Annotated in this window: 19 protein-coding genes; 15 read left to right on the forward strand and 4 right to left on the reverse strand. The window is 69.7% G+C overall.

From position 1 onward, the window contains the following. Positions 1–2: 2 nt before the first annotated feature. From ABT009_RS32255 to ABT009_RS32265, 3 genes are all read right to left on the reverse strand, one after another. Positions 3–1,406: a DNA-3-methyladenine glycosylase 2 family protein gene (locus tag ABT009_RS32255; protein WP_351302966.1), complete on the reverse strand. Its 1,404-nt coding sequence runs from the start codon at positions 1,404–1,406 to the stop codon at positions 3–5. A 126-nt stretch (positions 1,407–1,532) separates the two neighbouring features. Then, positions 1,533–2,621 carry a ribosome small subunit-dependent GTPase A gene (rsgA, locus tag ABT009_RS32260; protein ID WP_351302969.1) on the reverse strand — a complete coding sequence of 363 codons (1,089 nt, stop codon included), beginning with the start codon at positions 2,619–2,621 and terminating at the stop codon, positions 1,533–1,535. A 259-nt stretch (positions 2,622–2,880) separates the two neighbouring features. Beyond that, complete coding sequence (locus tag ABT009_RS32265; protein WP_351302972.1) at positions 2,881–5,436, reverse strand: polysaccharide lyase family 8 super-sandwich domain-containing protein; 2,556 nt, start codon at positions 5,434–5,436, stop codon at positions 2,881–2,883. Between the two features lie 269 nt (positions 5,437–5,705). Between ABT009_RS32265 and ABT009_RS32270 the strand changes: the two genes are divergently transcribed. The 3 genes from ABT009_RS32270 (at position 5,706) to ABT009_RS32280 (ending at position 8,933) form a co-directional block, all read left to right on the forward strand. Then, entirely contained in the window at positions 5,706–6,191 is a 486-nt protein-coding gene (locus ABT009_RS32270) for a hypothetical protein (protein ID WP_351302974.1), read from the forward strand. 256 nt (positions 6,192–6,447) lie between these two features. Next, a complete protein-coding gene (locus tag ABT009_RS32275) occupies positions 6,448–7,611 on the forward strand; it encodes a PLP-dependent cysteine synthase family protein (RefSeq protein ID WP_351302977.1) in 1,164 nt (387 codons plus the stop codon). Positions 7,612–7,616: 5 nt separating this feature from the next. Further along, the gene (locus ABT009_RS32280) at positions 7,617–8,933 is read left to right on the forward strand and encodes an MFS transporter (RefSeq protein ID WP_351302980.1); all 1,317 of its coding nucleotides are present in this window, start codon (positions 7,617–7,619) and stop codon (positions 8,931–8,933) included. Positions 8,934–9,014: 81 nt separating this feature from the next. Here the strand turns inward: ABT009_RS32280 and ABT009_RS32285 are convergent, their stop codons facing one another. Then, entirely contained in the window at positions 9,015–10,340 is a 1,326-nt protein-coding gene (locus ABT009_RS32285) for a radical SAM protein (protein WP_351302984.1), read from the reverse strand. A gap of 523 nt (positions 10,341–10,863) precedes the next feature. Here ABT009_RS32285 and ABT009_RS32290 point away from each other — a divergent pair. From ABT009_RS32290 to ABT009_RS32345, 12 genes are all read left to right on the forward strand, one after another. Continuing rightward, positions 10,864–11,463, forward strand: coding sequence for a hypothetical protein (locus tag ABT009_RS32290; RefSeq protein ID WP_351302987.1), 600 nt, complete (start codon positions 10,864–10,866; stop codon positions 11,461–11,463). A 537-nt stretch (positions 11,464–12,000) separates the two neighbouring features. Continuing rightward, positions 12,001–12,486 carry a hypothetical protein gene (locus tag ABT009_RS32295; protein WP_351302989.1) on the forward strand — a complete coding sequence of 162 codons (486 nt, stop codon included), beginning with the start codon at positions 12,001–12,003 and terminating at the stop codon, positions 12,484–12,486. 85 nt (positions 12,487–12,571) lie between these two features. Further along, positions 12,572–13,855, forward strand: a complete 1,284-nt coding sequence (locus tag ABT009_RS32300) for an FAD-binding protein (RefSeq protein WP_351302992.1) — start codon at positions 12,572–12,574, stop codon at positions 13,853–13,855. 181 nt (positions 13,856–14,036) lie between these two features. Continuing rightward, positions 14,037–15,320 (forward strand): ROK family transcriptional regulator, encoded by a 1,284-nt coding sequence (locus tag ABT009_RS32305; RefSeq protein WP_351302995.1) that lies wholly within the window; start codon positions 14,037–14,039, stop codon positions 15,318–15,320. A gap of 11 nt (positions 15,321–15,331) precedes the next feature. Further along, positions 15,332–17,209 carry a glycoside hydrolase gene (locus tag ABT009_RS32310; protein WP_502990009.1) on the forward strand — a complete coding sequence of 626 codons (1,878 nt, stop codon included), beginning with the start codon at positions 15,332–15,334 and terminating at the stop codon, positions 17,207–17,209. Between the two features lie 209 nt (positions 17,210–17,418). Next, positions 17,419–18,684, forward strand: a complete 1,266-nt coding sequence (locus ABT009_RS32315) for an ABC transporter substrate-binding protein (protein ID WP_351303000.1) — start codon at positions 17,419–17,421, stop codon at positions 18,682–18,684. A 20-nt stretch (positions 18,685–18,704) separates the two neighbouring features. Further along, positions 18,705–19,667: a carbohydrate ABC transporter permease gene (locus ABT009_RS32320; protein ID WP_351303003.1), complete on the forward strand. Its 963-nt coding sequence runs from the start codon at positions 18,705–18,707 to the stop codon at positions 19,665–19,667. After that, positions 19,664–20,536 (forward strand): carbohydrate ABC transporter permease, encoded by an 873-nt coding sequence (locus tag ABT009_RS32325; RefSeq protein ID WP_351303006.1) that lies wholly within the window; start codon positions 19,664–19,666, stop codon positions 20,534–20,536. Before ABT009_RS32320 ends, ABT009_RS32325 begins: the two co-directional genes overlap by 4 nt. A 24-nt stretch (positions 20,537–20,560) precedes the next feature. Further along, complete coding sequence (locus ABT009_RS32330) at positions 20,561–23,425, forward strand: glycoside hydrolase family 2 TIM barrel-domain containing protein (protein ID WP_351303009.1); 2,865 nt, start codon at positions 20,561–20,563, stop codon at positions 23,423–23,425. Continuing rightward, positions 23,418–24,587, forward strand: a complete 1,170-nt coding sequence (locus ABT009_RS32335; protein ID WP_351303012.1) for an MFS transporter — start codon at positions 23,418–23,420, stop codon at positions 24,585–24,587. The genes ABT009_RS32330 and ABT009_RS32335 overlap by 8 nt, the downstream gene beginning before the upstream one ends. Next, positions 24,584–25,627 carry an ABC transporter ATP-binding protein gene (locus ABT009_RS32340; RefSeq protein WP_351303014.1) on the forward strand — a complete coding sequence of 348 codons (1,044 nt, stop codon included), beginning with the start codon at positions 24,584–24,586 and terminating at the stop codon, positions 25,625–25,627. Before ABT009_RS32335 ends, ABT009_RS32340 begins: the two co-directional genes overlap by 4 nt. A 2-nt stretch (positions 25,628–25,629) precedes the next feature. Further along, positions 25,630–26,433: an ABC transporter permease gene (locus ABT009_RS32345; protein ID WP_351303017.1), complete on the forward strand. Its 804-nt coding sequence runs from the start codon at positions 25,630–25,632 to the stop codon at positions 26,431–26,433. The last annotated feature ends 12 nt before the right edge of the window (positions 26,434–26,445 follow it).

The raw sequence follows: 26,445 nt of genomic DNA on the forward strand, positions 1-26,445 counted from the left end.
GGTCAGCTCCTGCCTCCCCCCAAGTCCCTTTCGGTCCAGAGGTGTTGACAGGCGTACGTGCGCCACGGCCGCCATGCGTCCGGTACCGGCTCATCGGCCAGGGCCACGTCCGGGTCGCCGAGGGCACGCATGCGGATGAAGGCGACGGTGCGGGCGTCCATACCGGGCAGCGCGAGCAGCGCCTGAGCGGCGTCGTCCCGGTCGGCGCCCGCGTCGAGACGGACGGTGCCGTCGGCGAGGGCGGAGGCCAGCGCACCGAGGGTGCCGCCCTCCGCCTCGGCGAGTACGCCCGGTTCCGGGAACACATGGCCGAGCGTGCCCGAGGGTGTGTCGAGCGCCTTGCCGTACTCCTGCACGAGCCGCTCGGACTCCTCCCGCCCGACCAGCGCACGCACGGCGAACTCCGCAGGGTCTGCCGCACCGGGCGAGCGCAGCCCCGGCCGCTCGGCGACCAGGGGGCCGAGCCGGGCGTCGGCGCCGAGCCGCTCGTCGACGGCGTACGGGTCGGCGTCCAGGTCGAAGAGGCGCCGCAGCCGCTGCACGGCGGTGGTCAGATCCCGTAGGTCGGTCAGATGCAGTCGCGCCGGGAGCCAGCGGCCGCGGGCGGCGACGGCCCTCGGGCCGGGGATCCTCTCGTCGACCGCCACTACGCCCGTGCCGTACGGCAGCCGCAGGGTGCGCCGGTAGACCCGCGCGCCGCGGTCCCCGGTGACCTCCTCCATGCCGGGGACGGCCTCGCGTGCGAGCGTGTCGAACACGGCTCCCGCCTGGTACGGGCCGCGGTAGGCGAGCCGCAGCGGGACACCGGCCGAGGGTGTGGCCGCCCGCCGTACGGCTGTGCCGCGTCGGCCGCCCTGGGCACGCAGCTCGGTCGGCGTGGCGGCGTACACAGCGCGGATCGTGTCGTTGAACTGCCGGACGCTGGCGAAGCCCGCCGCGAAGGCGATCTCGGTGACCTGCAGACCGGTGGTCTGCAGCAGGACCCGCGCGGTGTGCGCCCGCTGCGCGCGGGCGAGCGCGACGGGGCCCGCACCGACCTCGGCGGTGAGCTGCCGCTGCACCTGGCGGGCGCTGTACCCGAGCCGCTCGGCGAGCCCGCCGACGCCCTCGCGGTCGACCACGCCGTCGGCGATCAGCCGCATGGCGCGGCCGACCACGTCGGCGCGCACGTTCCACTCGGCGGAGCCGGGCACCGTGTCGGGGCGGCAGCGCCGGCAGGCCCGGAATCCGGCGCTCTGGGCGGCGGCCGCGGTGGCGTAGAAGCGGACGTTCTGCCGCTTCGGGGTCACCGCGGGGCAGCTCGGGCGGCAGTAGATTCCGGTCGTCTCGACGGCGAAGAAGAACTCCCCGTCGAAGCGGGCGTCGCGGCTGCGGACCGCCTCGTACCTGGTCTCTTCGTCGGTCACGTCTTCCAGTGTGCGGGCCGCTTGCCGCGGGGGCTGGCGGGAATCGGACGTCGGGGTCCGACGCCTCGCCGCGGGGCCGCCCTTCGCGTGAAGGGGGCGGGAGCAGCGTCCCGCCCCCCGCTGCGCTCAGTGCCAGCGCCCCCGCTTCGCCTCCATCGCCGCGCGACCCTCCGCGCCCTTCCGTTTCCAGTCGCGGCGGATTTCGGCGCGCAGCCGTGCATCCGTCCTGGCGGCGATGCGCTGGTTCTCGCGGAGCAGCTTGCGGTAGCTGTCGAGGCGGCGCTCGGACAGGGTGCCGTCCTCGAGGGCCGCGAGCACCGCGCAGCCAGGTTCGGCGGTGTGCGCGCAGTCCTGGAATCGGCAGTTCCCGGCGAGTTCCTCGATCTCCGTGAACACCTGTCCGACTCCGGTCGCGGCGTCCCAGAGGCCCACGCCGCGCAGCCCCGGCGTATCGATGAGGACGCCGCCGCCCGGCAGTACGAGCAGATTGCGGGTGGTCGTGGTGTGCCGGCCCTTGCCGTCCATGTCGCGGATGGCCTGCACCTCCATCACGTCGTCGCCGAGCAGCGCGTTGGCGAGCGTCGACTTGCCCGCACCGGACTGCCCGAGCAGCACACTCGTGCCGCCCGCGACCAGTGCGGCGAGCACGTCGACGCCCTCGCCATTGGTGGAGCTCACCGGCAGCACCTGCACACCCGGCGCGGTGGTCTCCACGTCCTGGACGAGATACGCGAGCGTCACCGGGTCCGGCACGAGGTCGGCCTTGCTGAGGACGACGAGGGGCTGGGCTCCCGACTCCCAGGCCAGAGCCAGGAACCGTTCGACGCGGCCCAGGTCGAGCTCGGACGCGAGCGACACCGCGATGACCGCGTGGTCGACGTTGGCCGCGAGGATCTGCCCTTCGGAGCGCTCGGACGCGGTCGACCGCACGAAGGCGGTGCGGCGCGGCAGATACGCCTGTACGAAGCGGGGGTCTCCGGCCGCGTCCACGGCCGCCCAGTCCCCCGTGCAGAGGACCCGCATCGGGTCGCGCGGCGTGACGAACGCCGTGTCGGCCCGGACGACTCCCTCGGCCGTGGCGACGTCGCACTGCCCGCGGTCCACGCGCACTACGCGGCCGGGCAGGAGGCCCTGCGCGGCGTACGGGGCGAACTCGGCCGCCCAGTCGTCGTCCCAGCCGTAGGGAGCGAGAGCTGAAGAGATGGTGTTGTTCAAGGGGGAACCCTTCGAAGGGTGGCCCCGGCACACGCGCACAGGCGTGGGAGAGGAAAGAGGTCAGCCGGAGACCACGGGGGTGGAATGGATGAACTTCCGGATGCGGGCAGCGCCCATCTCAACGACAGCCATCGGTCACACCTCCCGTTCTTCGCTCAGCCGACAGCGGCAGCCGTCGGCCACCGCAGGAACCGGACTCACCATAGGGGCGGGCGCACTCGCGCGCCACCGAATAACCCTGGGCGTGTCGGCGACGCCCCTAGCCGTCCAACGTCACCGTGAAGCTCCGCCCGTACGCCTGTCGGGTGTCGAACTCCAGCCGGGTGCCACCGGGGACCGGGCTGACGCGTACCCCGTCGTCCGATGCGACCTCCCGCAGCGACCGGCCGCGGAGAAGGACAGTCACCGCGTCGCGATCCATGGTCGGGTCGGACACGGCGACGGTGGTGAGACCGCGGCGTTCGCGCTGCACGATGACCGAGGCAGGCCCGTCGATGCGTATCCCAGCGGCCTCGTGGCGGCCGGTCGTGAAGCTGTTGACGGCCGTCAGGCCGAGGCCGGTGTGGGTGACGGCCTGCAGGCGCGGGGTGTTCGACACGACCTTCAGCGGCCCGTTCGCGTAGGACCTCAGTCGGGCCTCGCCCGCGTTCGGCACCAACGCGTAGGCGAGATGGGCGGGTTCGGCTCCGGCGGGCTGGTCCACCGCCACGCCGAAGACGCTGCGGGTCACAGCGGTGTCCGGGTTCGAGGTGCGGACCACCCGGCGGCTGCGGGTGACCTTGTCGAGGGCGATCCTCACCTGCGGGGCGTCGAGGAAGACGTAGCCGACGGCGGTGCCCTGGGTGGCGTTGGCATAGCGCAGCCAGTGCAGGTCACCGGTGCCAGTGCCGGAGCCTGGGCCGGTCCAGGGGCGGCCGTCGCGGAGCATCCCCGTGACGGAGGTCCGGTCGTCCGGTGCGGCCGTACGGGCGTCGACCGTCGTGGTCACGGCCCTCCCGGCCGGATCTCCGACGTCCGCCGCGAGCACCACGATCTCCTCGTCGAGCAGGAACCACGACTTCGTCGCCGTCGCGTTGCGGTACACCACGAAGTCGTCCGGCAGCAGGCCCGCCCCCTTGTCGCGGTAGGGCACATCGTCGGACTGCACCCACCCGGCCGTGCCGTACACCCCGAGGACGGCGCCGCCGGAGTGCCGGTTGGTGCCGCGCGGGAAGTAGACGTACGTGTTCTGCGACTCGGACGACGAGGTGAAGTTCAGTGGGTGGCCCGGGTTGTCGTAGTACGGCTTCCCGTACAGCTCGGGGATCGTGCGCCGTTGCTCGACCGGCGCGGTGACACCGGCGAGGCCGTACGGCGAGACGGTGGTGAAGTAGTCGACGCCGTACGCCTGGGTCTGGTCCTGTCCGGAGAGGTAGAGGTAGTACGCGCCGTCGCCCTGGAACCACGGCATGAGGTTCTCGCCGCTCATGTACTCGTATTTGCTGATGCGGTCGGAGCTGCGTGCGAGCGCGAAGGCGTAGCCCGGTCTGCGGTGGACCGTTCTGTCCATGGCGTTGAAGGCGACGCTGCGCGAGGCGGGGTTGAGGTCCGCGGGCTCGACGGTGACGTCGCCGATGATGTCGGCGTAGCGCACGATGCTGAGCGGCGATACGAAGCCGGCCGGATCGAGGGCGGCGCGCGAGGTCGTCCGGATGTGCTTGACGTAGCTCTTCAGAGCTGTGGCGTCGGCGCCGCTCGCTAGGGAGGAGAGGTCGACGACGGCCTCCACGACCGCCGCGACGTCGGTGTAGCCGGTGTCCGTCCGCGACACCGCCCTCCCCTTGACGATCTCCATCATCCAGCCCTCGAAGATCAACGGCGCGAAGCCGTTCTTCACCCAGCCCTGCACGGTGGGCACCAGTTCCTCGCCGTGCGCGAAGCCCGTACCGTCGAGGATCTTGAGGGTCTGCACGACACGGGTCAGCAGTCCCTTGCCGTAGGAGCCGGTGTAGGCGACGGAGGAGTGCTGGATGAAGGAGCCGTCGGCGTAATAACCGTCCGTGACACCGTGGTTGAGTTGGTACGGATCGATAGTGGCGAACACCGTGAGCTGGTCGGTGAGGGCCTTGCGGATGCGCGCGTCGTCGCCGAGGAGCGCGCCCTGCAGGATCCGGTTGGTGGTGATGTCGGCGAGGTTGGCGCCGGTGTGGAAGCGCGAGTCGAGGTTCACGTCCCCGTCGGTGCCGTTGCGGAGGTAGGCGTCCATCGAGGCCGCGTAGGTGCGTACGAGGTCCGGGCGGTACGCCTGCACCTGGTCGGCGAGGAGCGCCAGGGTCTTGCTGATGTACTGGGAGAGACCGATCTCCCAGTAGAACCAGTTGCCGTAGTAGCCCTTGGACTGGTCGCCGTAGTAGCGCTCGTGCAGCCAGACGAGACCGTCGATCACTCGGCGCTGCACGGCGGTGTTCTCGTACAGGTCCGATAGGGCGCCGCCCGGTGTGCGGGTCGCGAGGGCGATCTCGTACAGCCGCCGGAAAGCGGTGTTGAGGTTGGCCTCGTTGGTGCCGAGCACCAGACCTGCGAACAGTTCGCCCGGGCCGGCGGCATCCATGGACTGCAGGTTCGTCCGTGCGGTCCTGTCGACGGCGGCGAGTTTGGCGGCCGTCTCCGGACGGGCGTTGGACTCGGCGGTCCCGGCGAAGACCGCCACGGTGTTGGCCAGAAGACGTGCGCTGCCCGCCGCGGTGTCGGCGGCGCTCGCCGGCTGCGCGGGGATCACCGTCAGCAGGCCGGCGGCCGACAGGGCGGACAACAGGCTTCTGCGGGTGATCTCCATGGCGTCCTCCGTCGGCCTCCGGCGGCCCCGATCGGCCTCCGTCGGTGAAGTGGCGTTCTGGCGGGCGGAGTCAAGCAGATGCTCCGATCACCGACAAGGGTGCGCGGCACGTCGGGGCGATGCGGCGGCGGCCGATGCGCGGGCGGAGTCGGCGCGGCACGTCGGAGCGATGCGGCCGGGCGATGGACGGGCGGAGTGGCGCGGCACGCCCGAGCGCCGGAACGGCGAAGCTCCGCGGGCTGCCGACCTCCGGCGGTTAGCATCACGGCATGATCACGACCCGGCCGCCGTTCGGCGCACGACGCACCTGCCGCAGTGCGGGTGTGCTGCGCCTCTGCCGGCTGGGCGTGCTCCTCCTCGGCGTGCTCTATGCCCACGGCATCGGTGTGGAGGGCGGGTCGGGACACATCTCCCCCGGAACGGTGACCTCCTCGGTCGCCGCCGACCGGACCGTCGACCGGATCCCCGGCCCGATCCCCGTGCCGGGTGGCGCATCGGCCCACGGCGCCGATGCGGCCGGTGACCCCGACGGCACGGGTCACCATCACGGCGAGGACTCGCCGCATCCCGGAGGCGAGTGCCTCTCGGCGCAGCCGCAGGACGGTCCGTCCCTCGCCGCTCCCGACACCGCCTGCACCCTGGACCACGCCGCGGCACACATCGGGCAGTCCAGCGGCACAGCGTTGCCCGACTGTACCTGGCAGGGCTCCCACGGTCCGCCGCGTCCGGATCGGACGGCGGTCCTGCGGATCTAGATCCGACGGCTTCCCGGACCCGTACGGCCATCCGCGACCCGTACGGCCGTCGACGAACCCGTACGGCCATCGACATCCGTGCCTTCCCTCTTCCCGCGCCTCCCGCGGACCGGCGTCCTGCACGCCTCCCTTGCGTGCGAACCGGTCCACGAGCCGCAGTACGAGCCGGAGTCCGGCGAAGAGACGGCTTGGCTTGCCCTGCCCTCAGCCGCAATCTTCCCGCAGTGCCCCCGCGCCTGCCGACGAGAGCGAAACCATGCACTCTCTGATCACCACCGCAGTAGAACCGACAGCCGTAGACCCCGACGCCGCAGCCCCCGACTCCGTGGAACCCGCATCCGTAGCACCCCCCACCCACACCACCCTGTCCGCCCTCGTCGGCAACACTCCGGTCCTGCGCATCGCCCGGCCGTTCGTCCCGGACGGCCGCGGTTTCTGGGCGAAGCTCGAAGGCTTCAACCCGGGCGGAATGAAGGATCGTGCCGCGCTGCACATGGTGGAACGCGCCCGTGCCCGCGGCGACCTGCGGCCGGACTGCCGGATCATCGAGTCGACCAGCGGCACGCTGGGGCTCGGACTGGCCCTGGCCGGCATGGTCCACGGACATCCCGTCACCCTCGTCACCGATCCCGGCCTCGAACCGCCCATGACTCGGCTGCTCAACGCCTACGGTGCCGAGGTCGACGCGGTCGCCGAGCCCCACCCGCAGGGCGGCTGGCAGCGAGCCCGCCTCGACCGGGTGGCCGAACTCCTCGCCGAGCACCCCGGTTCCTGGTGCCCCAACCAGTACAACAACCCCGACAACACGACCGCGTACGCCTCGCTGGCCCTCGAACTCGCCGCCCAGCTCGGCCGTCTCGACGTCCTGGTGTGCAGCGTCGGCACCGGAGGCCACTCGGCCGGGCTCTCCCGGGTGCTGCGGCAGCTCCACCCCGGCCTGCGCGTCATCGGCGTCGACACCGTCGGCTCGACGATCTTCGGCCAGCCCGCGCGGCCACGCCTGATGCGCGGCCTGGGATCGAGCATCCATCCCCGCAACGTCGCCTACGGGATCTTCAGCGAGGTGCACTGGGTCGCGCCCGCCGAGGCGGTGTGGGCGTGCCGCCGACTGGCCGCCGCCCACTACGCCACCGGCGGCTGGAGCGTCGGCGCGGTCGCCCTCGTGGCCGGCTGGGCGGCCAGCACCCTGCCCGCCGACGCCCGGATCGCGGCCGTCTTCCCCGACGGGCCGGAGCGTTATCTCTCGACGGTGTACGACGACGAGTACTGCGCGGCGCACGGGCTGCTCGGCGCCCCGCCCGCCCGGGAACCGGACGAGATCCCCCGCGCCGACGGCCGCGAGGTCACCCGCTGGACCCGGTGCACGACGGTCGTCGACCCGCTGGCGGTCTCCGCCTCGGATGCCGAGGGGGCCAGGTGAAGGGGATGCTTCAGCAGTTCGGTACGTATGAGCGCAGTGTGCGGCTGCTGATGGTGAACCAGTTCACGATCAATCTGGGCTTCTACATGCTGATGCCCTATCTGGCCGCGCATCTGTCGGGCTCGCTCGGTCTCGCCGGATGGGCCGTCGGACTGGTCCTCGGCGTACGGAACTTCACGCAGCAGGGCATGTTCCTGGTGGGCGGGGCTCTCGCCGACCGGATCGGGTACAAGCCCATGATCGTCGCCGGGTGCGTGCTGCGTACGGCCGGGTTCGCGGCACTGGGACTCGTCGACTCGCTGCCCGCGTTGGTGGCCGCCTGTGCGGCCACCGGGCTGGCCGGGGCGCTGTTCAACCCTGCCGTCAGGGCGTATCTGGCGGCGGATGCCGGCGACCGGCGTGTTGAGGCCTTCGCGCTCTTCAACGTCTTCTACCAGGCCGGGATCCTCGTCGGCCCGCTGGTCGGCATGGCGCTGACGGCGGTGGACTTCCGCGCCACCTGCCTTGTGGCCTCGGGCGTCTTCGCGGTGCTGAGCATCGTTCAGATCAGGGAACTTCCGGCGCGCCGGGCGACGGGCGGGACGGAGAGCGGCAGGGCGGCAAGCGGGAGCGCGGAGGGCGACGCACCGTCAGTGGTCGGCATGGCGGCTCAGGTGCGGACCGTGGTCTCCAACCGGCCCTTCCTGCTCTTCTCCGCCGCCATGATCGGCTCGTATGTCCTCTCCTTCCAGGTGTATCTCGCGCTGCCCCTGGAGGCGCGCCGACTCGGTGGTGACGGCGGGGCCGGTACGGCGGCCACGGCGCTGCTGTTCGCGGTGTCGGGCCTCGGCACGGTCCTGTTCCAGACCCGGGTGACGGCGTGGTGCAAGGCGCGGACGGATCCGGGGCGGGCCCTCGCTTGGGGGGTCGCGACGATGGGCGCGGCGTTCCTGCCTCTGCTGGCGGTGGCGCCGCTGCCCGTGCCGGACTCCGATCCGGGGCGGTGGTTGATGGCGAGCGTGCCGCCGTCACTGTCGGCCCTGCTGCTGGCGGTCGGCACGATGATCGCGTACCCCTTCGAGATGGACACCATCGTCCGTCTCTCCGGCGACAGACTCGTCGCCACCCACTACGGGCTCTACAACACCATCTGCGGAATCGGCATCACGCTCGGCAACCTGCTGACCGGCGCCGCACTGGACGCGTCCCGCGCGGCGGGGCTTCCGGCACTGCCCTGGCTCGTGCTTCTCGCGCTCGGCGTCGCGTGTGCCGGGTGTCTGCGCGGCCTGCACCGCAGCGGCCGGCTCCCCACGCACGCCCGTCCGGAAGCCGTCGCCGTGTAGGCCGGTGCACGCCCGCTGCCGGTGCACGCCCTCCTGCCGGTGCACGCCTCCCGGCCTTCCGGTGAAGGCCCCTGCCCGCTGCTAGGCCGAGATGCTGTCCATGAAGGAGCTCACCGAGAACACCGCGCGCCCCGGCCCGGCAGGACCGTAGCCGGGCGGGGACGTCAGGCCGTACTCCTCCAGCGTGTTGCGGTACGCCTCCAGCAGGCGGATGTGGTACTCGAGCGGGGCGCCCTGCGGGTTGGCCTTGCCCAGCGGGGTCGTCGGCTCGGGGCACCACGTGGTGAAGCGGGGCGTGATGCCGTGCGACATGAAGAAGCGCAGGCCCTCGGTGGTGGAGGCGATGGCCTCGTCGACCGTGGTGAAGCCGAACGGCTCGGCCATCTCCACGCCCGCGACGAAGTTGGGGATGACGTTGCGGGGGCCGAAGACCTCGGCGGAGTCGAGGATGCGGCGGTGCCACTCGTCGCGGCCGACGTAGCGCTCCTTGCCCGGGCAGTACAACTCGAACAGGCGGCGGTCCCACACCTCGAAGTTGGGGTGGTAGATCTGCACGCCGTAGTCCTTGAAGCGCTGGACGTCTGCCTTCGGCAGGGCCTGGGCGACGACCTTGCCGATCCAGCGGCCGGGGAAGCGCTCCTCGATGGCCTTGGCGTATTGCCCGTAGAAGTCGGCCTCGTCACGCCCGCCGATGTGGGAGGTGATGGCGCCTCCGGTGAGGGTGTAGGCGGTGGAGGCCTTGGCCGTGTCGTACTTGTCGATGATGGCCAGGGCCTCCAGGACCTCCTCCACCGGCTTCACACCGGTGTAGGGGCGGCCGGCCGCCTTGTGCTGGCGCCAGTTGTGGTTGATGTCGCAGTACTGGCACTCCTCCTTGGCGCCGAAGTACTGGCAGACGCGGAAGACCGTCAGATAGACGAGGTAGCCCCACTGGATGGTGGGTGCCACCTCCATGACGGACTTACCGTTCTCCAGGGTGTGCCGGTAGTAGTCCGGCATCGGCGGCAGGCCGACGTCGGCGATCCGGACGCCGTCCAGGTACAGCCCGAGCACCCCGCCGTCGTCCGCCGCGACGCGGTACGGCGACGCCGGGTTCACGCGTACGGACACGACGGTGCGGCGCAGCTCGTACGGCCCGCCGGTGAGCACGATCTCCTCGGGCGGGCGGCGCAGGGCGGCGGCGCCCAGCTCGGGCAGGGTGCCGTGGTCGAACGAGAAGATGAAGTACGACTTCGGCTTGACGTCGCCGGACGCCTCGTTGGCCGTGTCGCTGAGCGCGGACTCGTCGAAGGCGACGCCGCCGCGGAGCAGGTCCTCCTTGAACACGGCCTCCCGCGGCACGTGCGGGAACCGGTCCAGCAGATCCTCGACCAGCGCGGTGCGGCTGTCGGCGGTACGGCTGCCCATGGCTCTCCTTCTCCTCGTGAGTCCCCGTCTGCTCGGCTCCTCACGTTACGCGGGTGGACCCGGCGCACGGCGTCAGGGGTTGTCGCCCGACGACTGGAGGGGAGCAGGCCCAGGCGGCGCGACGAAGATCACGGCTTTTATCACACGCACGGCAGGAAAAGCGGAACCGGCCGAAAATCAGGCGTGTCACCGAACAAAAGAAGAAAAAGACTGACCCCCTGCCACTGTCGCCCTCCATCCGGGCCGCATTCTCAAAATATGCCGGAGCCTGCCGACAGGGTGACGGGGCATCGGACACTCGCCCGGCCAGCCCAAACCGCCGCCGGATAACCCTTATTTTACTTACCTTTTGACGGAACGTCAGAAAATCTGGACCCGCTTGAGACGAACTCAGCGTGCGGCCGGTCGGCCCTCGGTGATCACACCTTCGATATTCCCGAGATGACAGCCTGAAAAGCCGTCAGTACGTTCATTCTCGGGTCGGCTGCCAAGCCGACATCTCTGACAGCAAGGAGAAAGTGAAATGAAGACGCGTACTGTCGCCGTGACCACCGCCGCCGTCGGCGTGGCGGCCCTGACTCTCACCGGGATCACCTACGCCTCCGACAGCGACTACGCCGAGTCCGGCCGGCAGGCCGTCCCCGCGTCCGCTCCCTTCGGCGGCGACAACGGCGAGAAGAAGGACGACAAGGAGAACAAGGAGGACAAGGGCTACGACAAGGAGGACAAGGGTTACGACTACGAGAAGAAGGGGAACAAGGGCCACGGCAAGAAGGACAAGGGCCACGACAAGGGCAAGATCATCGTCAACGGGCAGAAGTACCCGGCTCACAAGTACCAGTGCTTCCCCGTCACCAGCGTCCAGGTCCACGGCCACAAGCACGACGGCGCCGTCGCCGATGACACCTTCAACGTCGAGAACCTCAGCAACAAGATCGTCGAGTTCTTCGACACCGTCAACTGCAGCGACACTCCGGAGGCCATTCTCTCGCCCAAGTCCTCCCAGTTCGTGGTCGATGGAAACGTTGAAGGCGATGTGATCGTGGGCAGCTTCAAGGTGATCGACGGCCACGGCAACAAGGGCTACGACGACGACTACGACGACGACGACTACGACTACTGAAACCAGCCGAAAAGGCAGACCACGAAGAAGCAGTGACACAGAAGAGCAACACGGCCGCCCACGCGGCACTGGAAACCCCGGCCCGCCGGAATCGGGCCGGGGTTTCCGGCATGGGTCATCCCGTCGAGGGCGCCCAGTTCGGATGGGCTCCATCACTGTGCGGCCGATAACCCATACGCCTCACCACTTCACTATGCGCTCAGCCACACATGATCGCAAAGACACGCCGGGGGAAATCCACGCCACCCGGACGCCACAGCATGCCCTGTATCAGTTCCGAAGCCGTAAAACTCGCGACTGCCGCATCAGCTGACACAACCTCGGTTGTGCCATGCGGGTTAATTATCCGGTAATAGAAGCGCCAATATCGGGAAGCCCGCCGCCCAGCAGTCACTGTTTCAGGAACCGTCCTCCTTTCGTGAGAGTGCCATGAGGCTTCTGTCCAAGATTTTTCGAAGGTCGAAGAACTCGCCTGACGCGGTACTGTCACGGCGACTCGAACAATGCATCGGAGGAGCTGGCTACTGGGCGACGAGAATGCCCAGGGAAGCTGTTCGCCTGCTGCAACTGGTCCAGCTGCACAATGTTGTGGCGGCGGCGATCATTTTCACCACAGGACTCCTCGCGTGGCCCCTCATCTCCCATGCCTCGCCACTCACCGCGCAGGTGATCCTCTCCGTACTCGCAGGGATCTCCGCCCTCGCGATCGCTGTCCCATACGTCACCGGGCTGAGTGACCGGACCGAAGAGAAAATCAAACTGTGCGGCTCCTACGCGACAATCTACGGCGAACTGTTGCGAGCACAACAAGGCCTCGACAATGGGTCCGCAGCACACAGAACACACACGGCTGAGCTCATCCGCCAGTACGAAAACGTCATGGCACGCAACGACGCCCTCCCTCTTTCCGGCCGCAGAGGTGCGGTACGGCTCCGGGTGACCGAAGGTCAGGGGTCCCGCGGCATCGCACCTCGCCGCCCCGCGCCCGGCCGGCTTGAGCCGCCCCGGTTCGATGGGGGCTGACTCCCCCAGCAAGATCCGTACGCCAGGCACGGGAGATAACCTGCACAGCGACGGCTCATCGTGAACAGGGGAGGGACTACAGCCCGTGACCGACACAGCGGCATACGGCGCCGGCACCGTGACCAACTGGGCAGGCAACATCACCTTCACGCCGAGCGAGGTGCACCGCCCCGGCTCGCTGGACCAACTGCGGGCGCTGGTGGCCGACAGCCGCAAGGTGCGAGTGCTGGGCAGCGGCCACTCGTTCAACCGGATAGCGGACAGCGAGGACGTGCTGCTGTCCCTCGCCGCGCTGCCGCCGTCAGTCGAGGTCGACACGGCGGCGCGCACGGTGCGTGTGGCGGGCGGTGTGCGGTACGCGGAGCTGGCCCGGCGCGTCCACGAGCACGGGCTGGCCCTGCACAACATGGCCTCGCTGCCGCATATCTCCGTCGCGGGGTCCGTCGCGACGGGCACCCACGGCTCCGGGAACGCGAACGGCAGCCTGGCGTCGGCGGTGCGCGAGGTGGAGCTGGTCACGGCGGACGGTTCGACGGTGACGGTCCGCCGGGGCGAGGACCGGTTCGGCGGAGCCGTGGTGTCCCTCGGTGCGCTGGGCGTGGTGACGGCGCTGACGCTGGACCTCGAACCAGGCTTCGAGGTGAGCCAGCAGGTGTTCACGGACCTGCCGCTCGACGGGCTCGACTACGAGGCGGTGTCGTCCACCGCGTACAGCGTGAGTCTGTTCACGGACTGGCGGGGCCCGCGCTTCACGCAGGTGTGGCTGAAGCAGCGCGCCGACGCGCCGGCCGTCGACTTCCCGTGGGCTGCGCCCGCCACCGAACCCATGCATCCCGTGCCAGGCATGCCCGCCGCCAACTGCACGCAGCAGCTCGGCGTTCCCGGCCCGTGGCACGAGCGGCTGCCCCACTTCCGCGCCGATTTCATGCCGAGCAGCGGCGCCGAGCTCCAGTCCGAGTACCTCCTCGATCGCTCCGACGCGCTCGCCGCCCTGCACGCACTGGACGCCGTCCGGGAGAAGATCGCGCCGGTCCTGCAGATCTGCGAGGTGCGCTCGGTGGCCGCGGACGACCAGTGGCTCAGTCCGGCGTACGGGCGCGACACGGTCGCCCTGCACTTCACCTGGGTGAAGGACACCGCATCCGTGCTGCCCGTGGTGTCGCTGGTCGAGGACCGGCTGGCGCCGTCCGCGCCGCGGCCGCACTGGGGCAAGGTGTTCACGACCTCACCCGCCGTACTGCGGCAGCGCTATCCGCGTATGTCAGAATTCGTCGCGCTCGCCGAGACGCTGGACCCGGCGGGCAAGTTCCGCAATCCCTTCGTGCGCCAGGTGCTGGCGGGCCGTGTGGAGCGGCCGGAGCAGATCTGAGAGGCACCCGGCCACACCTGGAGAATCCCCGGTCGGCCCGGCCGCCGCGCCTCGCATCGCCCGCCGGGCCGACCGGACCGCGCTACTTTCTCCAGCCCCTTTCCTAACCCCTTGTCGAAAGTCGGCGCAGGCCATAGCCTTGCGCCTCGCCAGGGATCAGAGGGACGGAGGGGGCAGGCCGGTGAAGCGCACGTCCCGGGACATACGTACGGCGAACCGCTATGAGGTGCTGCGCCAGATCATCGCCGAGTCGCCCACGTCGCGGCAGGAGTTGGCCGCCGCGACGGGGCTGAGTCTGGCGACGGTGGCCACGCTCGTCGGGGAGCTGCTGGAGCTCGGGATGCTCACCGAGGTCGGGTTCGAGGACTCGGCGGGCGGGCGCCCGCGCGGGCTCGTCGCCGTCAACGCGTCGGGGGGCGCGTTGATCGGCGTCGACATCGCCGAGACGTACGTCCGCGTCGAGCTGTTCGATCTGGCACTGAACGTGCTGGGGCGCGCCGACGAGGACGTACGTCCCGGTGAGAACCGTCCCGAGCAGGTGGTCGCCCACGTCGCGGCGGCCGTCGGCTCGGTGGTCGCGCAGGCGGGCGTGGCGGGCGCGCGGGTCCTCGGCGTCGGGGTCAGCGTGCCCGGCCAGGTGGACCGCGAGGGCGGTGTCTCCGTCTACGCACCGAACTGGGACTGGCACGACGTGCCGCTCCTGGACCTGCTGGCCGCCCATATCGCGTATCCGCTGCATCTGGACAATCCGCTGCACGCGTGCACCGTGGCCGAGCTGTGGTTCGGTGCGGCACGCGGGCGTGGCGACGCCGTGGTGGTCAATCTCGGTACGGGTGTGGGCGCCGGGCTCGCGCTGGGCGGCGAGCTGCACCGGGGCACCACCAACAGCGCGGGCGAGTGGGGTCACACCACGCTGGTGCTGGACGGCCGGCTGTGCCACTGCGGCAACAGCGGCTGCGTGGAGACGTATGTCGGGGCGCCCGGCATCATGCTCAATCTGCGGGAGCTGAGCCCCGGCAGTGCGCTGCTGCATCCCGAGGACCAGACGGCGACGATCGACGCCCTGGCGCGCGGGGTCGCCGAGCAGGACCCGGTCGCGGTCAAGGCCGTGCAGAACACCGGCCGCTACCTCGGCGCCGGCATCTCCGACCTGGTGAACCTGCTCAACCCGGAAGTGATCGTCCTCAGCAGCTGGGTCGCGTCCGCGCTCGGCGAGCCGCTGCTCGCCGAGGTGCGCGAGGCCGTCGCCCGGCACGCGCTGAAGCGGCCGCTGGCCGCCACCGAGATCGTCCTCTCCCCGATTCCCACCGACCCGGTGTGCCTCGGCGCGGCGACCTTCGCGCTGGAAGGGGCGCTGTCCTCCGTGGGCCAGAAGCCCGGGAGCCAGTCCCAGAAGAAGACCACGGGCGGCAGGACCGCCCGTCGCACTACCCCTGCAAGGAGCCGTACAGCACCGCCTTCGTGACGACGGAAGGGATGCACATGTCGCGCACCACCCCCCGAACCGAGAGCCGCATACGCCCGGGCAGTAGACGCCCGGTCCTGGCGGCGGCCCTCGCCGCCACACTCACCGCCGCCGGGGCCCTGGCCGCGGCCCCGTCCGCGGGAGCCGCAGACACCGCCCCCGCTGAAGTCTCCCCCCACGCCGCGCAGACCATCGACGACATCGGCGCGTCAGGTGCCTGGTGGGTCAACGACCTTCAGCACTTCTCGCCCTCCGTGCAGGCCCGGGTCGGCAAGCTCCTGTTCTCCGAGGACGGCCTGGACCTGAGTTCCTACCGCTACAACATCGGCGGTGGCGGCACGGCGGTGACCACGCCGTCGCGGGCCCCCGAGGACTTTTTGAACGACGACGGCACGTACGACTGGAGCAAGGACAAGGGCGGCCGTACGTTCCTGACGTACGCGGCGAAGTACGGCGTCGAGGACCTGATCGCCTTCGTGAACTCCGCACCCGCCGAGTGGAAGACCAACGGCAAGAGCTGCGGCGGATACCTGAAGGCGGAGAACACCGAGGACTTCGCCAAGTACATCGCGGACGTCACCGACCACTTCGCCGCCCAGGGCGAGAAGTTCGACTACATCAGCCCCTTCAACGAGCCGACGAACAGCTTCGACTCCTGCGGCCAGGAGGGCATGCTCGTGCCGGTCGACCAGCGCGACGACATCGTGCGCGCGCTGGGCGCCGAGCAGCAGGCCCGCGGCCAGAAGACCGGCATCATCGCCGACGAGTCCACCAGCACGGTCAAGTTCAACGAAGAGGTCCCGCAGTGGATCTCGCAGCCGGGCACGGCCCAGTACGTCGACAAGCTGGCCCACCACACGTACGACAACCCCAGTGACGCCAACCGGGCGAAGGTCTACGAGACCTCCAAGGCGGCGGGCATCGAGTCCTGGTCCACCGAGATCTGCTGCTTCGGCAAGGGCGGCACCGGCTGGGCCCAGGAGTACGATCCGACCATCGACGGCGGTCTGAACCTCTCGCGGATCATGTACAAGGACTTCGCGACCGCACACGACTCGGCGTTCCAGTGGTGGGTCGCGCTCTCGGAGATGGTCGGCAGCGACCCGTACGCGCGCAACGACGACGGCTGGAACGACGGGCTGATCTACTACGACCCGAATTACGCCACCAACGGCAATCAGACGCTGTACTTCACCAAGCGCTACTACGCGCTCGGCCAGTACAGCAAGTTCGTGAAGCCGGGCGCCGTCGCGCACAACGTGACGGGCGCGCCGAGCGGCGTCGAGGTCAGCACGTACAGCCGGAAGGGCAAGTGGGTCGTGGTGGTCAACAACCACAACACGACCGATACGCCGCTGAACCTGCACTTCAACAGCGAGACCCCGCTGAAGGCCACCCAGGCCGTGCGGACCTCGGCCACCGAGAACTGGGCGTCCGTCGCACCGCCTTCGGTGTCCGGCGCGACGGCCTCCACCACGCTCGCCGCCCGGTCGATCACCACGTTCGTCCTCGACCAGCGCGGCGACGCGACCACCGCGGTCACGGGCGCCTTGCAGGGCAAGCAGTCCGGCAAGTGCCTCACGGCGAACGCCTCGGGTGCCGCCATCGCCACGTGCACGGGTGACGCGGCGCAGTCCTGGTCGTACGACTCCACCGGGGCGCTGAAGGGCGCGGGCGGCTGCCTGACGGCCGCGAGCTCGGGTCTTGCCGCCGCCGACTGCGCGGACAGCGCCCAGCAGCAGTGGCTGCTCAACAGCAACGGGCAGATCGTGAGCGAGGCTTCCGGCAAGTGCCTGGACGTCAGCGGTCAGGCGACCGCCGACGGCAGCAAAGTCGTCCTCTACACCTGCAACGGCGGGGCCAACCAGGCCTGGTCGAGGCAGAGCTGACCGACCGGGGCGGGCCTCCCCCACTCTCGGCTTCGCTCGAGCGGGGGGACCCCCAGGTGCGGCGGCCCGCCCCATCCCCGTTCGGTATCCCGAACCCCGCACAACGCTTCGAGCAGACTTCGTCCAACCCCTTGCCGAAGCCTTAGCCGAAGGTTAACGTCCCGCACCGCAACGCCATCTGAGCCGCCTTCGAGACAAGGACGTCAGCCATGTCGGCAATGAGCAGCAGCAACTGGGACCGCCGCTCGGTACTCCGGGCCGCCGCCGGCCTCGCCGCCCTCGGCCCCCTGGCCGCATGCGGGAGCAACAACGGCCGCGGAGGCGGCAGCGGTTCGGGCAAGAACCTCGTGCAGTACTTCCACGCGTACGGCGAGGCGGGCACCGAGCAGGCCATCAAGAAGTACGCGAAGGCGTACACCAAGGCCAACGTGGTCACGCAGTGGATCACCGGTTCCGACTTCGAGAGCAAGCTGTTCGCGACGCTGCTCACCGACAACGCCCCCGACCTGTTCGAGTTCCACCCGCAGATCCAGCTCGTCAAGAGCGGGCAGGTGGCGGACCTGACCGACATCATCGACCCGGTCAAGGACGACTTCAACCAGGCCGACATCCAGTCGCACACGGTCGACGGCAAGATATACGGCGTCCGGATGATCGACGACCCGCAGTTCTTCTTCTACCGCCCCTCGCTCCTCGAGAAGGCCGGCGTCGACGTGCCGACCACGCTCGACGAGCTGATCGAGGCCGCCGCCAAACTCACCACGGGCAAGGTCAAGGGCCTGTTCCTCGGCAACGACCTGCACGCGGTCATCAACCCGATGATCTGGTCCGCCGGTGCCGACACCCTCGACGACAAGAACCAGATCGCCTACCACACCGACGGGGTCGTCGAGGGCATCAAGAAGATGCGCAAGCTGTTCACCAGCGGCGACCTGCTCCTCGGCGCCCCGGCCGACTTCTGGGACCCGTCCGCGCTCAACCAGGGCCTGTGCGCCATCCAGTTCTGCGGTATGTGGGCCATGCCGCAGATGCAGAAGGTGCTCGGCGACGACCTCGGCGTCTTCCCCTTCCCGAAGGTCACCGATGCCGGCAAGCCCTCGGTCTACAACGGCGGCTGGTCGATGTTCGTCAACGCCAAGGGCAAGAACGTCGACGCGGCCAAGGAGTACGTGAAGTGGCTGTGGATCGACCAGAAGAAGTACCAGGAGGACTGGGCCACCTCGTACGGCTTCCACATCCCGCCGCGCACCTCGATCGCCGAGAGCGCCACCAAGCTCAAGTCGGGCCTGCCGGCTGAGGGCGTCAAGCTCTTCAACGAGTTCGGGCACTTCGACAACATCGGCTGGACCCAGGCCATGATCACCTCGCTGGAGAACGTCTTCGCCGACAGCGTCCGCAAGGGCGGGGACCCGGAGGCCGCCCTCGACAAGGCGGACAAGACGGTCGACCGCGAGCTCAAGAAGCTCTTCGGATAGGCCGCCGGACGGGTTACGACATGTCGACCACGACGCGCGACCTCGCGCGCCCCGCCCCGGCCAAGACCTCCCAGGTCAGGCCGCGGCGGGGGCTGCGGGGCAGCAGCACCTTCAACTTCTGGCTCTTCACCGGGCCGTTCCTCATCGGCCTGGTGATCTTCGTCTACGTCCCGATCGGCTGGAGCATCTGGCTCAGCTTCTTCGAGGCGCGCTTCACCGTCACGCCGAGCCACTTCATCGGGTTCGACAACTACCGGTTCATGCTGGAGAACAACAACTTCATAGGCGCCCTCGTCACCTTCACCGTCTTCGCCGCGTTCATCGTGCCCACCACCTGGGCGCTGTCGCTGGGCCTGGCGCTGCTGGTGAACCGTCTGCGTTTCATGCGGGCGTTCTTCCGGTCCGTCTTCTTCCTGCCGACCGCGTGCAGCTACGTCGCCGCCTCGCTGATCTGGAAGATGTCCATCTTCAACGGCGTCCGCTTCGGCCTGGCGAACACCGTCCTCGGCTGGTTCGGCGTCGAGAACATCGCCTGGCTGGCCGACCCCAATCCACCGTGGTACTGGATGGTCATCGTCAGCGCGCGCCTGTGGCTGCAGTCCGGCTTCTACATGATCCTCTTCCTGGCGGCGCTGCAGAACATCCCCGGCGAGCTGTACGAGGCCGCCGCCATCGACGGCGCGAAGCCGGGCTGGCAGACGTTCCGACACATCACCCTGCCCCAGCTGCGTGCGACGACGACCGCCGTGATCCTGCTGCTGCTCGTGGCCGCGTACCAGGCCTTCGACGAGTTCTACAACCTGCTGTCGAAGACCACGTGGGGCCGGCCGCCGCTCGTCGAGCTGTACTACACCGCCCTCGGCCAGAACCAGGACTACGGCGCGGGCAGCGCGGGCGCGGTGATCCTGACGCTGCTGATCTGCGTCGTGACCCTGCTCCAGGGCAAGATCCTGGGCTTCGGAAGGGGTGACGAATCCAAGTGACCACCACCGTCCCCGAGATCGGGAAGCCGCGCCGCGTCAGGCGTGGCGGCGTCATGAGCTCCACCGGCCTGTACATCGCCACCGGCATCGCCGCCCTGCTCTTCTTGATCCCGTTCTATCTGCTGGTCCGCAACGCCTTCTCCACCGATGCCGAGATCACCGGCGAGAACTGGCAGTTCTTCCCCACGGACCTCCAGTGGGGCAACATCAGCGAGCTGTTCAACGACACGACGGTCCCCTTCGCCCGTTCCCTGTGGAACTCGGCGGTCGTCGGCGTCCTGCACACCGTGGGCACCCTGCTGGTGTGCTCGCTCGCCGGCTACGGCCTGGCCCGTATCCCGTACAAGCACGCAAACAAGATCTTCTACGCGGTCCTGGTCACCCTGATGGTCCCGTCGGCCGTCACCTTCGTGCCGAGCTTCGTGCTGGTCTCGTCGCTCGGCTGGGTGGACAGCTACCGCGGCCTCATCATCCCGGGCCTCTTCAGCGGTTTCACCTGCTTCCTCTTCCGGCAGTACTTCCTGGGCTTCCCGAAGGAGCTGGAGGAGGCGGCGCGCGTGGACGGGCTCGGTTACTGGGGTGCGTACTGGCGCATCGTCGTGCCGAACTCGCTGAACTTCTTCGCGGCGATCGCAACCATCACCTTCATCAACGGCTGGAACTCCTTCCTCTGGCCGCTGGTCATCGGGCAGGACCCGAGCGCGTGGACCGTCCAGATCGCGCTGTCCTCGTACATGACCAACCAGACCGTCAACTACCACCTGATCTTCCTGGCCACTGCCATTTCCATCCTGCCCCTGGTGTTCGTCTTCCTCTTCCTGCAGCGCTGGCTGGTGCAGGGGATCGCGCAGACCGGCATCAAGGGCTGACCGAGCGACCTACTACGGAGAGCGATGTCCATCCGCACCACCGATTCCACCGCCTATGTAGAAGACGTGTCGCCGGGCCGCGGCGGGCTGCCGCCGCGCGCCTGGTACGCCGCGTCGGACGCCGCCCGCCTCTCGCTGAACGGCAGATGGCGTTTCCGGCTGTCCGCCACGGCCGGCACGGAGGACGAGTCGTTCGCCGAGCCCGGCTTCGACGCCTCGGGCTGGGACGAGGTCGCCGTGCCGGGCCACTGGGTGCTCCAGGGCCACGGCGCGCCGATCTACACCAACCACCTGTACCCGTTCCCTGTCGACCCGCCGTACGTGCCGACCGAGAACCCGACCGGTGACCATGTGCACACCTTCGACCTGCCCGCCGACTGGCCGGCGGACGGCGACGCCGTGCTGCGCTTCGACGGTGTGGAGTCGTGTGCGCGGGTGTGGCTGAACGGCGAGGACATCGGCGAGTTCAAGGGCAGCCGGCTGCCGCACGAGTTCTCGGTGGGCCGGCTGCTGCGGCCCACGGGGAACGTGCTGGCGGTCCGCGTCCACCAGTGGTCGTCCGGCTCGTACCTGGAGGACCAGGACCAGTGGTGGCTGCCCGGCATCTTCCGGGACGTGACCCTGCTGCACCGCCCCGAGGGCGCGGCCGTGGACTTCTTCGTCCACGCGTCGTACGACCACCGCAGCGGGGAGGGGACGCTGCGCGTGGACTCCCTCGTGGAGGGCAGGGTCACGGTCCCGGAGCTCGGCATCGACGTGGCGACCGGTGAGCCGCTGACCGTGCCCGTCGAGCCGTGGACGGCCGAGACGCCGCGGCTTTACGACGGTGTGCTGGCCACGGCCGGTGAGCGGATCCCGCTGCGCATCGGGTTCCGTACGGTCGTCGTCGAGGACGGCGTCATCAAGGTCAACGGCAAGCGGATCCTGTTCCGGGGCGTGAACCGGCACGAGTTCCACCCGGAGACCGGCCGGACCCTCGACCTGGACACCATGCGCCGGGACCTGGTCCTGATGAAGCAGCACAACATCAACGCCGTCCGCACCAGCCACTACCCGCCCCACCCGGCCTTCCTCGACCTCTGCGACGAGCTGGGCCTGTGGGTCATCGACGAGTGCGACCTCGAGACGCACGGCTTCGTCGAGCAGGCCTGGCGCGACAACCCGGTGGACGACGACCGCTGGACCCCGGCGCTCCTCGACCGCGCCGCGCGCATGGTCGAGCGCGACAAGAACCACCCGTCGGTCGTCATCTGGTCGCTGGGCAACGAGGCCGGCACGGGCCGCGGCCTGACCGCGATGGCCGAGTGGATCCACGACCGCGACGCGAGCCGCCTGGTCCACTACGAGGGCGACCAGACCTGCCGTGACACGGACATGTTGTCGCAGATGTACACGTCCCACGCCGATGTCGAGAAGATCGGCCGCCACCTGGACGGCGGCACCGAGAAGCGCCGCACCCTGCCCTTCATCCTCTGCGAGTACGCGCACGCGATGGGCAACGGCCCGGGCGGACTCAGCGACTACCAGCGGCTGTTCGAGAAGTACGAGCGCAACCAGGGCGGCTTCGTCTGGGAGTGGATCGACCACGGCATCAAGGACGACCGATTCGGCTACGCGTACGGCGGCGACTTCGGCGAGGAGCTGCACGACGGCAACTTCGTCTGCGACGGGCTGATCTTCCCGGACCGGACGCCGTCGCCGGGGCTCGTCGAGTACAAAAAGGTGATCGAGCCGGTCCGTATCGAGGGCGACGGCCCCGCGGGCACGGTGCGGATCACCAACGGGCACGACTTCGCGGACCTGTCGCATCTCTCGTTCGAGTGGTCGTACCAGGTGGACGGCGAGACGGTCGAGGCCGGGTCGCTGGCCGTGCCGGGCCTGGCCGCGGGCGAGTCGGCCGAGGTCAAGCTGCCGGAGCAGCCTGCCGACAGCCGGGGCGGCGAGACCCAGTGGACGGTACGGGCGCTGCTGGCCGACGACAACGCGTGGGGCACGAAGGGTCACGAGGTCGCCTGGGCGCAACTGCCCGTCACCGAGCGGGCGCCGGTGCCGGTCGCAACCGGTGGCCGTCCGACGTCGAGTGACCGGCTGATCCACCTCGGCCCTGCGTCCTTCGACGCCCGCACCGGCGAGCTGCGCACCATCGGCGCGGTCGACGTCACCGGTCTGCGCCTGGACGTGTGGCGGGCGACCACGGACAACGACAACGGCGCGAGCTGGCAGGACGACATCCGCTACGGGCTGCTGTGGAGGAAGCTGGGCCTGCACCGGATGCGGCACCGCCTGGACGCCGTGGAGACGGCCGACGACGCGCTGACCGTACGCACCCGGGTGGCGCCCGCCGCCTGGGAGCTGGGCCTGCGCACGGTGTACCGCTGGACCTCCGACGGCACCCGGCTGCGGCTGACCGTCTCGGTCACGCCCGAGGGCGAGTGGAAGGTCCCGCTGCCCCGGCTCGGCATCCGCTTCGGGCTGTCCTCCGCGGACAACGTGAAGTGGTTCGGCGGCGGGCCCGGCGAGGCGTACCCGGACACGCGCGCCGCGTCGAAGCTGGGCCGCTGGCAGTCGTCCGTCGACGACCTGCAGACCCCGTACGTCCGCCCGCAGGAGAACGGCGCTCGTGCCGACATCCGCTGGGCGGAGATCGGCGGCCTGCGGATCGAGGGCGACCCGGAGTTCTGGTTCATGGCCCGCCGCTGGACCACCGAGCAGCTCGACGCCGCAGATCACCGCACGGACCTGGTGCCGGGCGACAAGGTGTGGGTCAACCTCGACAACGGCCAGGGCGGCATCGGCTCCCAGTCGTGCGGTCCTGGCCCCCTGCCGCAGTACCTGCTGCGGGCCGAGCCCGCCGAGTTCTCGTTCACCTTCCTGGAGATCGATGACTAGCACTGTCACGCAGTCCGCGGCCGGACGGCTCTTCAGCCGTCCGGCCGCGGCCGCGTCCTGCGTCGGATTCGTCCTCATCGGCATGCTTCAGGCGCTCTACGGTCCGGCGGTGCCGGGCCTGCGCGAGGAGTACGCCCTGTCCCCCTCGGGAGCCGGACTCGGCCTCAGCCTGCACTTCACGGGCGGGGTCGCCGGCGTCCTGGCGTTCAACGCGATCCACTCCCGGATCAGCAACCGGTCGCTGCTTGCAGCCAGTTACACCCTGATGGCGGTGGGCGGCGCGGGCTTCGCGCTCGCCCCGAGCTGGCCGCTCGCACTCGCCGCGGCGTTCCTCGGCGGCCTCGGCTTCGGCGGCATCGACTATGGCCTCAACCAGCTGTTCGCGGTCGGCTTCGGCGACCGCTCGACGGCCATGCTCAACGTCCTCAACGCCCACTTCGGCATCGGCGCGGTGCTCGGCCCGGCGCTGATCGCGTGGACCGGCACGGACGGCTATGCGTACGCCTTCGGGGTGTGCGCCGCGCTGTCGGCGGTGCTGATCCTGTGCACCGGGGGTGTGCGCACCCAGCCCCAGACTCCTGACGTGTCGTCAGCCCAGCCGAAGAACTCGCTCGGCCTCTCCCGGATCCTCGTCGGCTTCCTCGCCCTCTACATCCTCAACGTCGCCGTCGAGGCGGGCGTCGGCGGCTGGGAGCCCACCCACCTGGAGACCGTCGGCTTCTCGTCCGCTGTCGCGGCCTCGGCCACTTCCGTGTACTGGCTGATGATGACCGTCGGCCGCTTCCTTGTCGTACCGATCACGCTGCGGTACTCGCCGGAGCGCATCCTCACCGTGTGCGCGGCCGGCATGACCGCGTGCCTGCTGCTGGCGCTGATACCGGGCGCCGCCCCGGTGGCGTACGCGGGTGTGGGGCTCTTCATCGCACCGGTGTTCCCGACCGGTCTGCCCTGGCTCAACCGGGCGCTGCCTGAGGCGAAAAGGGCAGGCGCCTGGGTGATAGCCGCCTCTATGATCGGCGGCGTTGCGGCTCCGCCGCTGCTGGGCGTCGGCATCGAGGCGTCCGGCATCCATGCTGTGCCATGGCTGCTTACGGTCCTGTCGGCCGCCTCGCTGCTTGCGACGGTCTGGCTGATCAGGCTCACGAGGAGGTCAGCCGCATGAGCGGCAGTATCGAGGTCCGCGGCCTGTCCCGGACCTTCCACACCACCGTGCGCCGCCCCGGATTCGGCGGCGCACTCAGATCCCTGATCAGCCCGGAGCGGGTCGCGAAGCAAGCTGTCGTGGACGTCAGCTTCGACGTGGCACCGGGCGAACTGCTGGCCCTGCTCGGCCCGAACGGCGCGGGCAAGTCCACCACCATCAAGATGCTCACCGGCATCCTCACCCCCACGTCGGGCGAGGCCCGCGTCGCGGGCGTGGTCCCGTACGAGGAGCGCGAGCGCAACGCCCGCAACATCGGGGCCGTGTTCGGGCAGCGCACCCAGCTGTGGTGGGACCTGCCCGTCCGCGAGTCCTTCGCGATCCTGCGGGACATCTACGAGGTGCCGAACGACGAACACCGTGCGCGACTGGCCGAGTTCGACGATCTGCTCGACCTGTCCTCCTTCTGGGACACGCGGGTCCGGCACCTCTCACTCGGCCAACGCGTGCGCTGCGACCTGGCCGCCGCGCTGCTGCACGACCCGCAGGTGGTCTTCCTCGACGAGCCCACCATCGGCATGGACGTGGTGGTCAAGGAGCAGGTGCGCGAGTTCCTCCGGCACCAGGTGGAGGAGCGCGGCCGGACGGTGCTGCTGACCACGCACGACATGACGGAGGTCGAGCGGCTCGCCGAGCGCGTCGTGCTGATCAACCACGGGCGGCTCGTGCTGGACGGCACCCTGGACGAGATCCGCCGGAAGTTCGGCTCGACCTGGCAGGTGCGGGTCACGCTCGCCGATCCGCACGCGCGCGTGGAGCCCCTGCCGGGGATCTCGCTGCTGCGGCGCGAGGGCCCGCAGGTGGTCTTCGGACCGGACGGGCCGGCGGCTCCGACCGTCCATCAGGCGCTGAAGCAGGTCATCGAGCGGTACGAGGTGACGGACATCGCGATCGACGAGGCCGACCTCGAGGACGTGATGCGGACGGCGTACGTCCAGGCGGAAGCCGCCTCCAGCGCCGAGGCCGAGGTCCCGTCGGGGGCCCGAGCGGGAGGGGACTGACCATGGCCTCCGTCCACGCCTGGCGGACCGCTCGCGTCACCCCGCTCGGCGAGCTGCACTCCCCGCCCCGTATCACCGCCGAACTGCTCCGGATGACCGTGCAGGTGGTGCTGGTGGCGTCCCTGTGGCGCGGCCTGTACGCGGCGAGCGGCACGACCGCCGGACTCGACCGCGAGCAGGCCGTCACGTACGCCGTGCTGGCCACACTGGCTCTGCGGGTACGAACCCTTGACCAGTACGCGGGCCGCGACACCGTCCTGCAGCACATGCACTTCGGGACGATCGTCTACTGGTACCTGCGCCCGCTGGCGCCCCAGCGGTACTACGCGCTCAGGGCCCTCGGCGAGCAGCTCTACGGACTCGCCTGGGCACTGGTGGGATACGTGATCTGCCTGGCCGCCGGAGTCGTCGAGCCGCCGAAGTCGGCCGCCGTGGCGGGCGTGTTCGCGCTCAGCGCGGTGCTCGGCCAGTGGGTCATGTACTACGTGATGCTGGTGATCGACCAGCTGTGCTTCTGGACGCTCCGCAACGGCGCGGCGATGCTGATCCTGATCTTCGCGCAGAACCTTCTGTCGGGCGTGTACGCGCCCCTGTGGTTCTTCCCGGACTGGTTCATCACGCTGAGCGGCTTCCTCCCGTTCCAGGCGACGCTGAGCGTGCCGCTGTCGCTGTACGTGGGCCGGATCCCGCTGTCGGACGCGGGCGGCCAACTCGCCGTACAGGCGGCCTGGGTGGTGGCGCTCGCCCTGTTCACCCGGCTGCTGTGGCGGCGGGCCGCCCGCCGTGTGATCTCGCAGGGAGGCTGAGCGTGTCGTCGA

This window comes from Streptomyces sp. NPDC002896, from assembly GCF_040295225.1.
In the GTDB taxonomy this organism is placed as follows: Bacteria; Actinomycetota; Actinomycetes; order Streptomycetales; family Streptomycetaceae; genus Streptomyces.

Coding starts and splice junctions, on each gene's coding strand:
- ABT009_RS32265 (WP_351302972.1), bottom strand. CDS start 5,436: ATGGAGATCACCCGCAGAAGCCTGTTGTCCGCCCTGTCGGCCGCCGGC.
- ABT009_RS32270 (WP_351302974.1), top strand. CDS start 5,706: ATGATCACGACCCGGCCGCCGTTCGGCGCACGACGCACCTGCCGCAGT.
- ABT009_RS32275 (WP_351302977.1), top strand. CDS start 6,448: ATGCACTCTCTGATCACCACCGCAGTAGAACCGACAGCCGTAGACCCC.
- ABT009_RS32280 (WP_351302980.1), top strand. CDS start 7,617: ATGCTTCAGCAGTTCGGTACGTATGAGCGCAGTGTGCGGCTGCTGATG.
- ABT009_RS32285 (WP_351302984.1), bottom strand. CDS start 10,340: ATGGGCAGCCGTACCGCCGACAGCCGCACCGCGCTGGTCGAGGATCTG.
- ABT009_RS32290 (WP_351302987.1), top strand. CDS start 10,864: ATGAAGACGCGTACTGTCGCCGTGACCACCGCCGCCGTCGGCGTGGCG.
- ABT009_RS32295 (WP_351302989.1), top strand. CDS start 12,001: ATGCCCAGGGAAGCTGTTCGCCTGCTGCAACTGGTCCAGCTGCACAAT.
- ABT009_RS32310 (WP_502990009.1), top strand. CDS start 15,332: ATGCACATGTCGCGCACCACCCCCCGAACCGAGAGCCGCATACGCCCG.
- ABT009_RS32315 (WP_351303000.1), top strand. CDS start 17,419: ATGTCGGCAATGAGCAGCAGCAACTGGGACCGCCGCTCGGTACTCCGG.
- ABT009_RS32320 (WP_351303003.1), top strand. CDS start 18,705: ATGTCGACCACGACGCGCGACCTCGCGCGCCCCGCCCCGGCCAAGACC.
- ABT009_RS32330 (WP_351303009.1), top strand. CDS start 20,561: ATGTCCATCCGCACCACCGATTCCACCGCCTATGTAGAAGACGTGTCG.
- ABT009_RS32335 (WP_351303012.1), top strand. CDS start 23,418: ATGACTAGCACTGTCACGCAGTCCGCGGCCGGACGGCTCTTCAGCCGT.
- ABT009_RS32340 (WP_351303014.1), top strand. CDS start 24,584: ATGAGCGGCAGTATCGAGGTCCGCGGCCTGTCCCGGACCTTCCACACC.
- ABT009_RS32345 (WP_351303017.1), top strand. CDS start 25,630: ATGGCCTCCGTCCACGCCTGGCGGACCGCTCGCGTCACCCCGCTCGGC.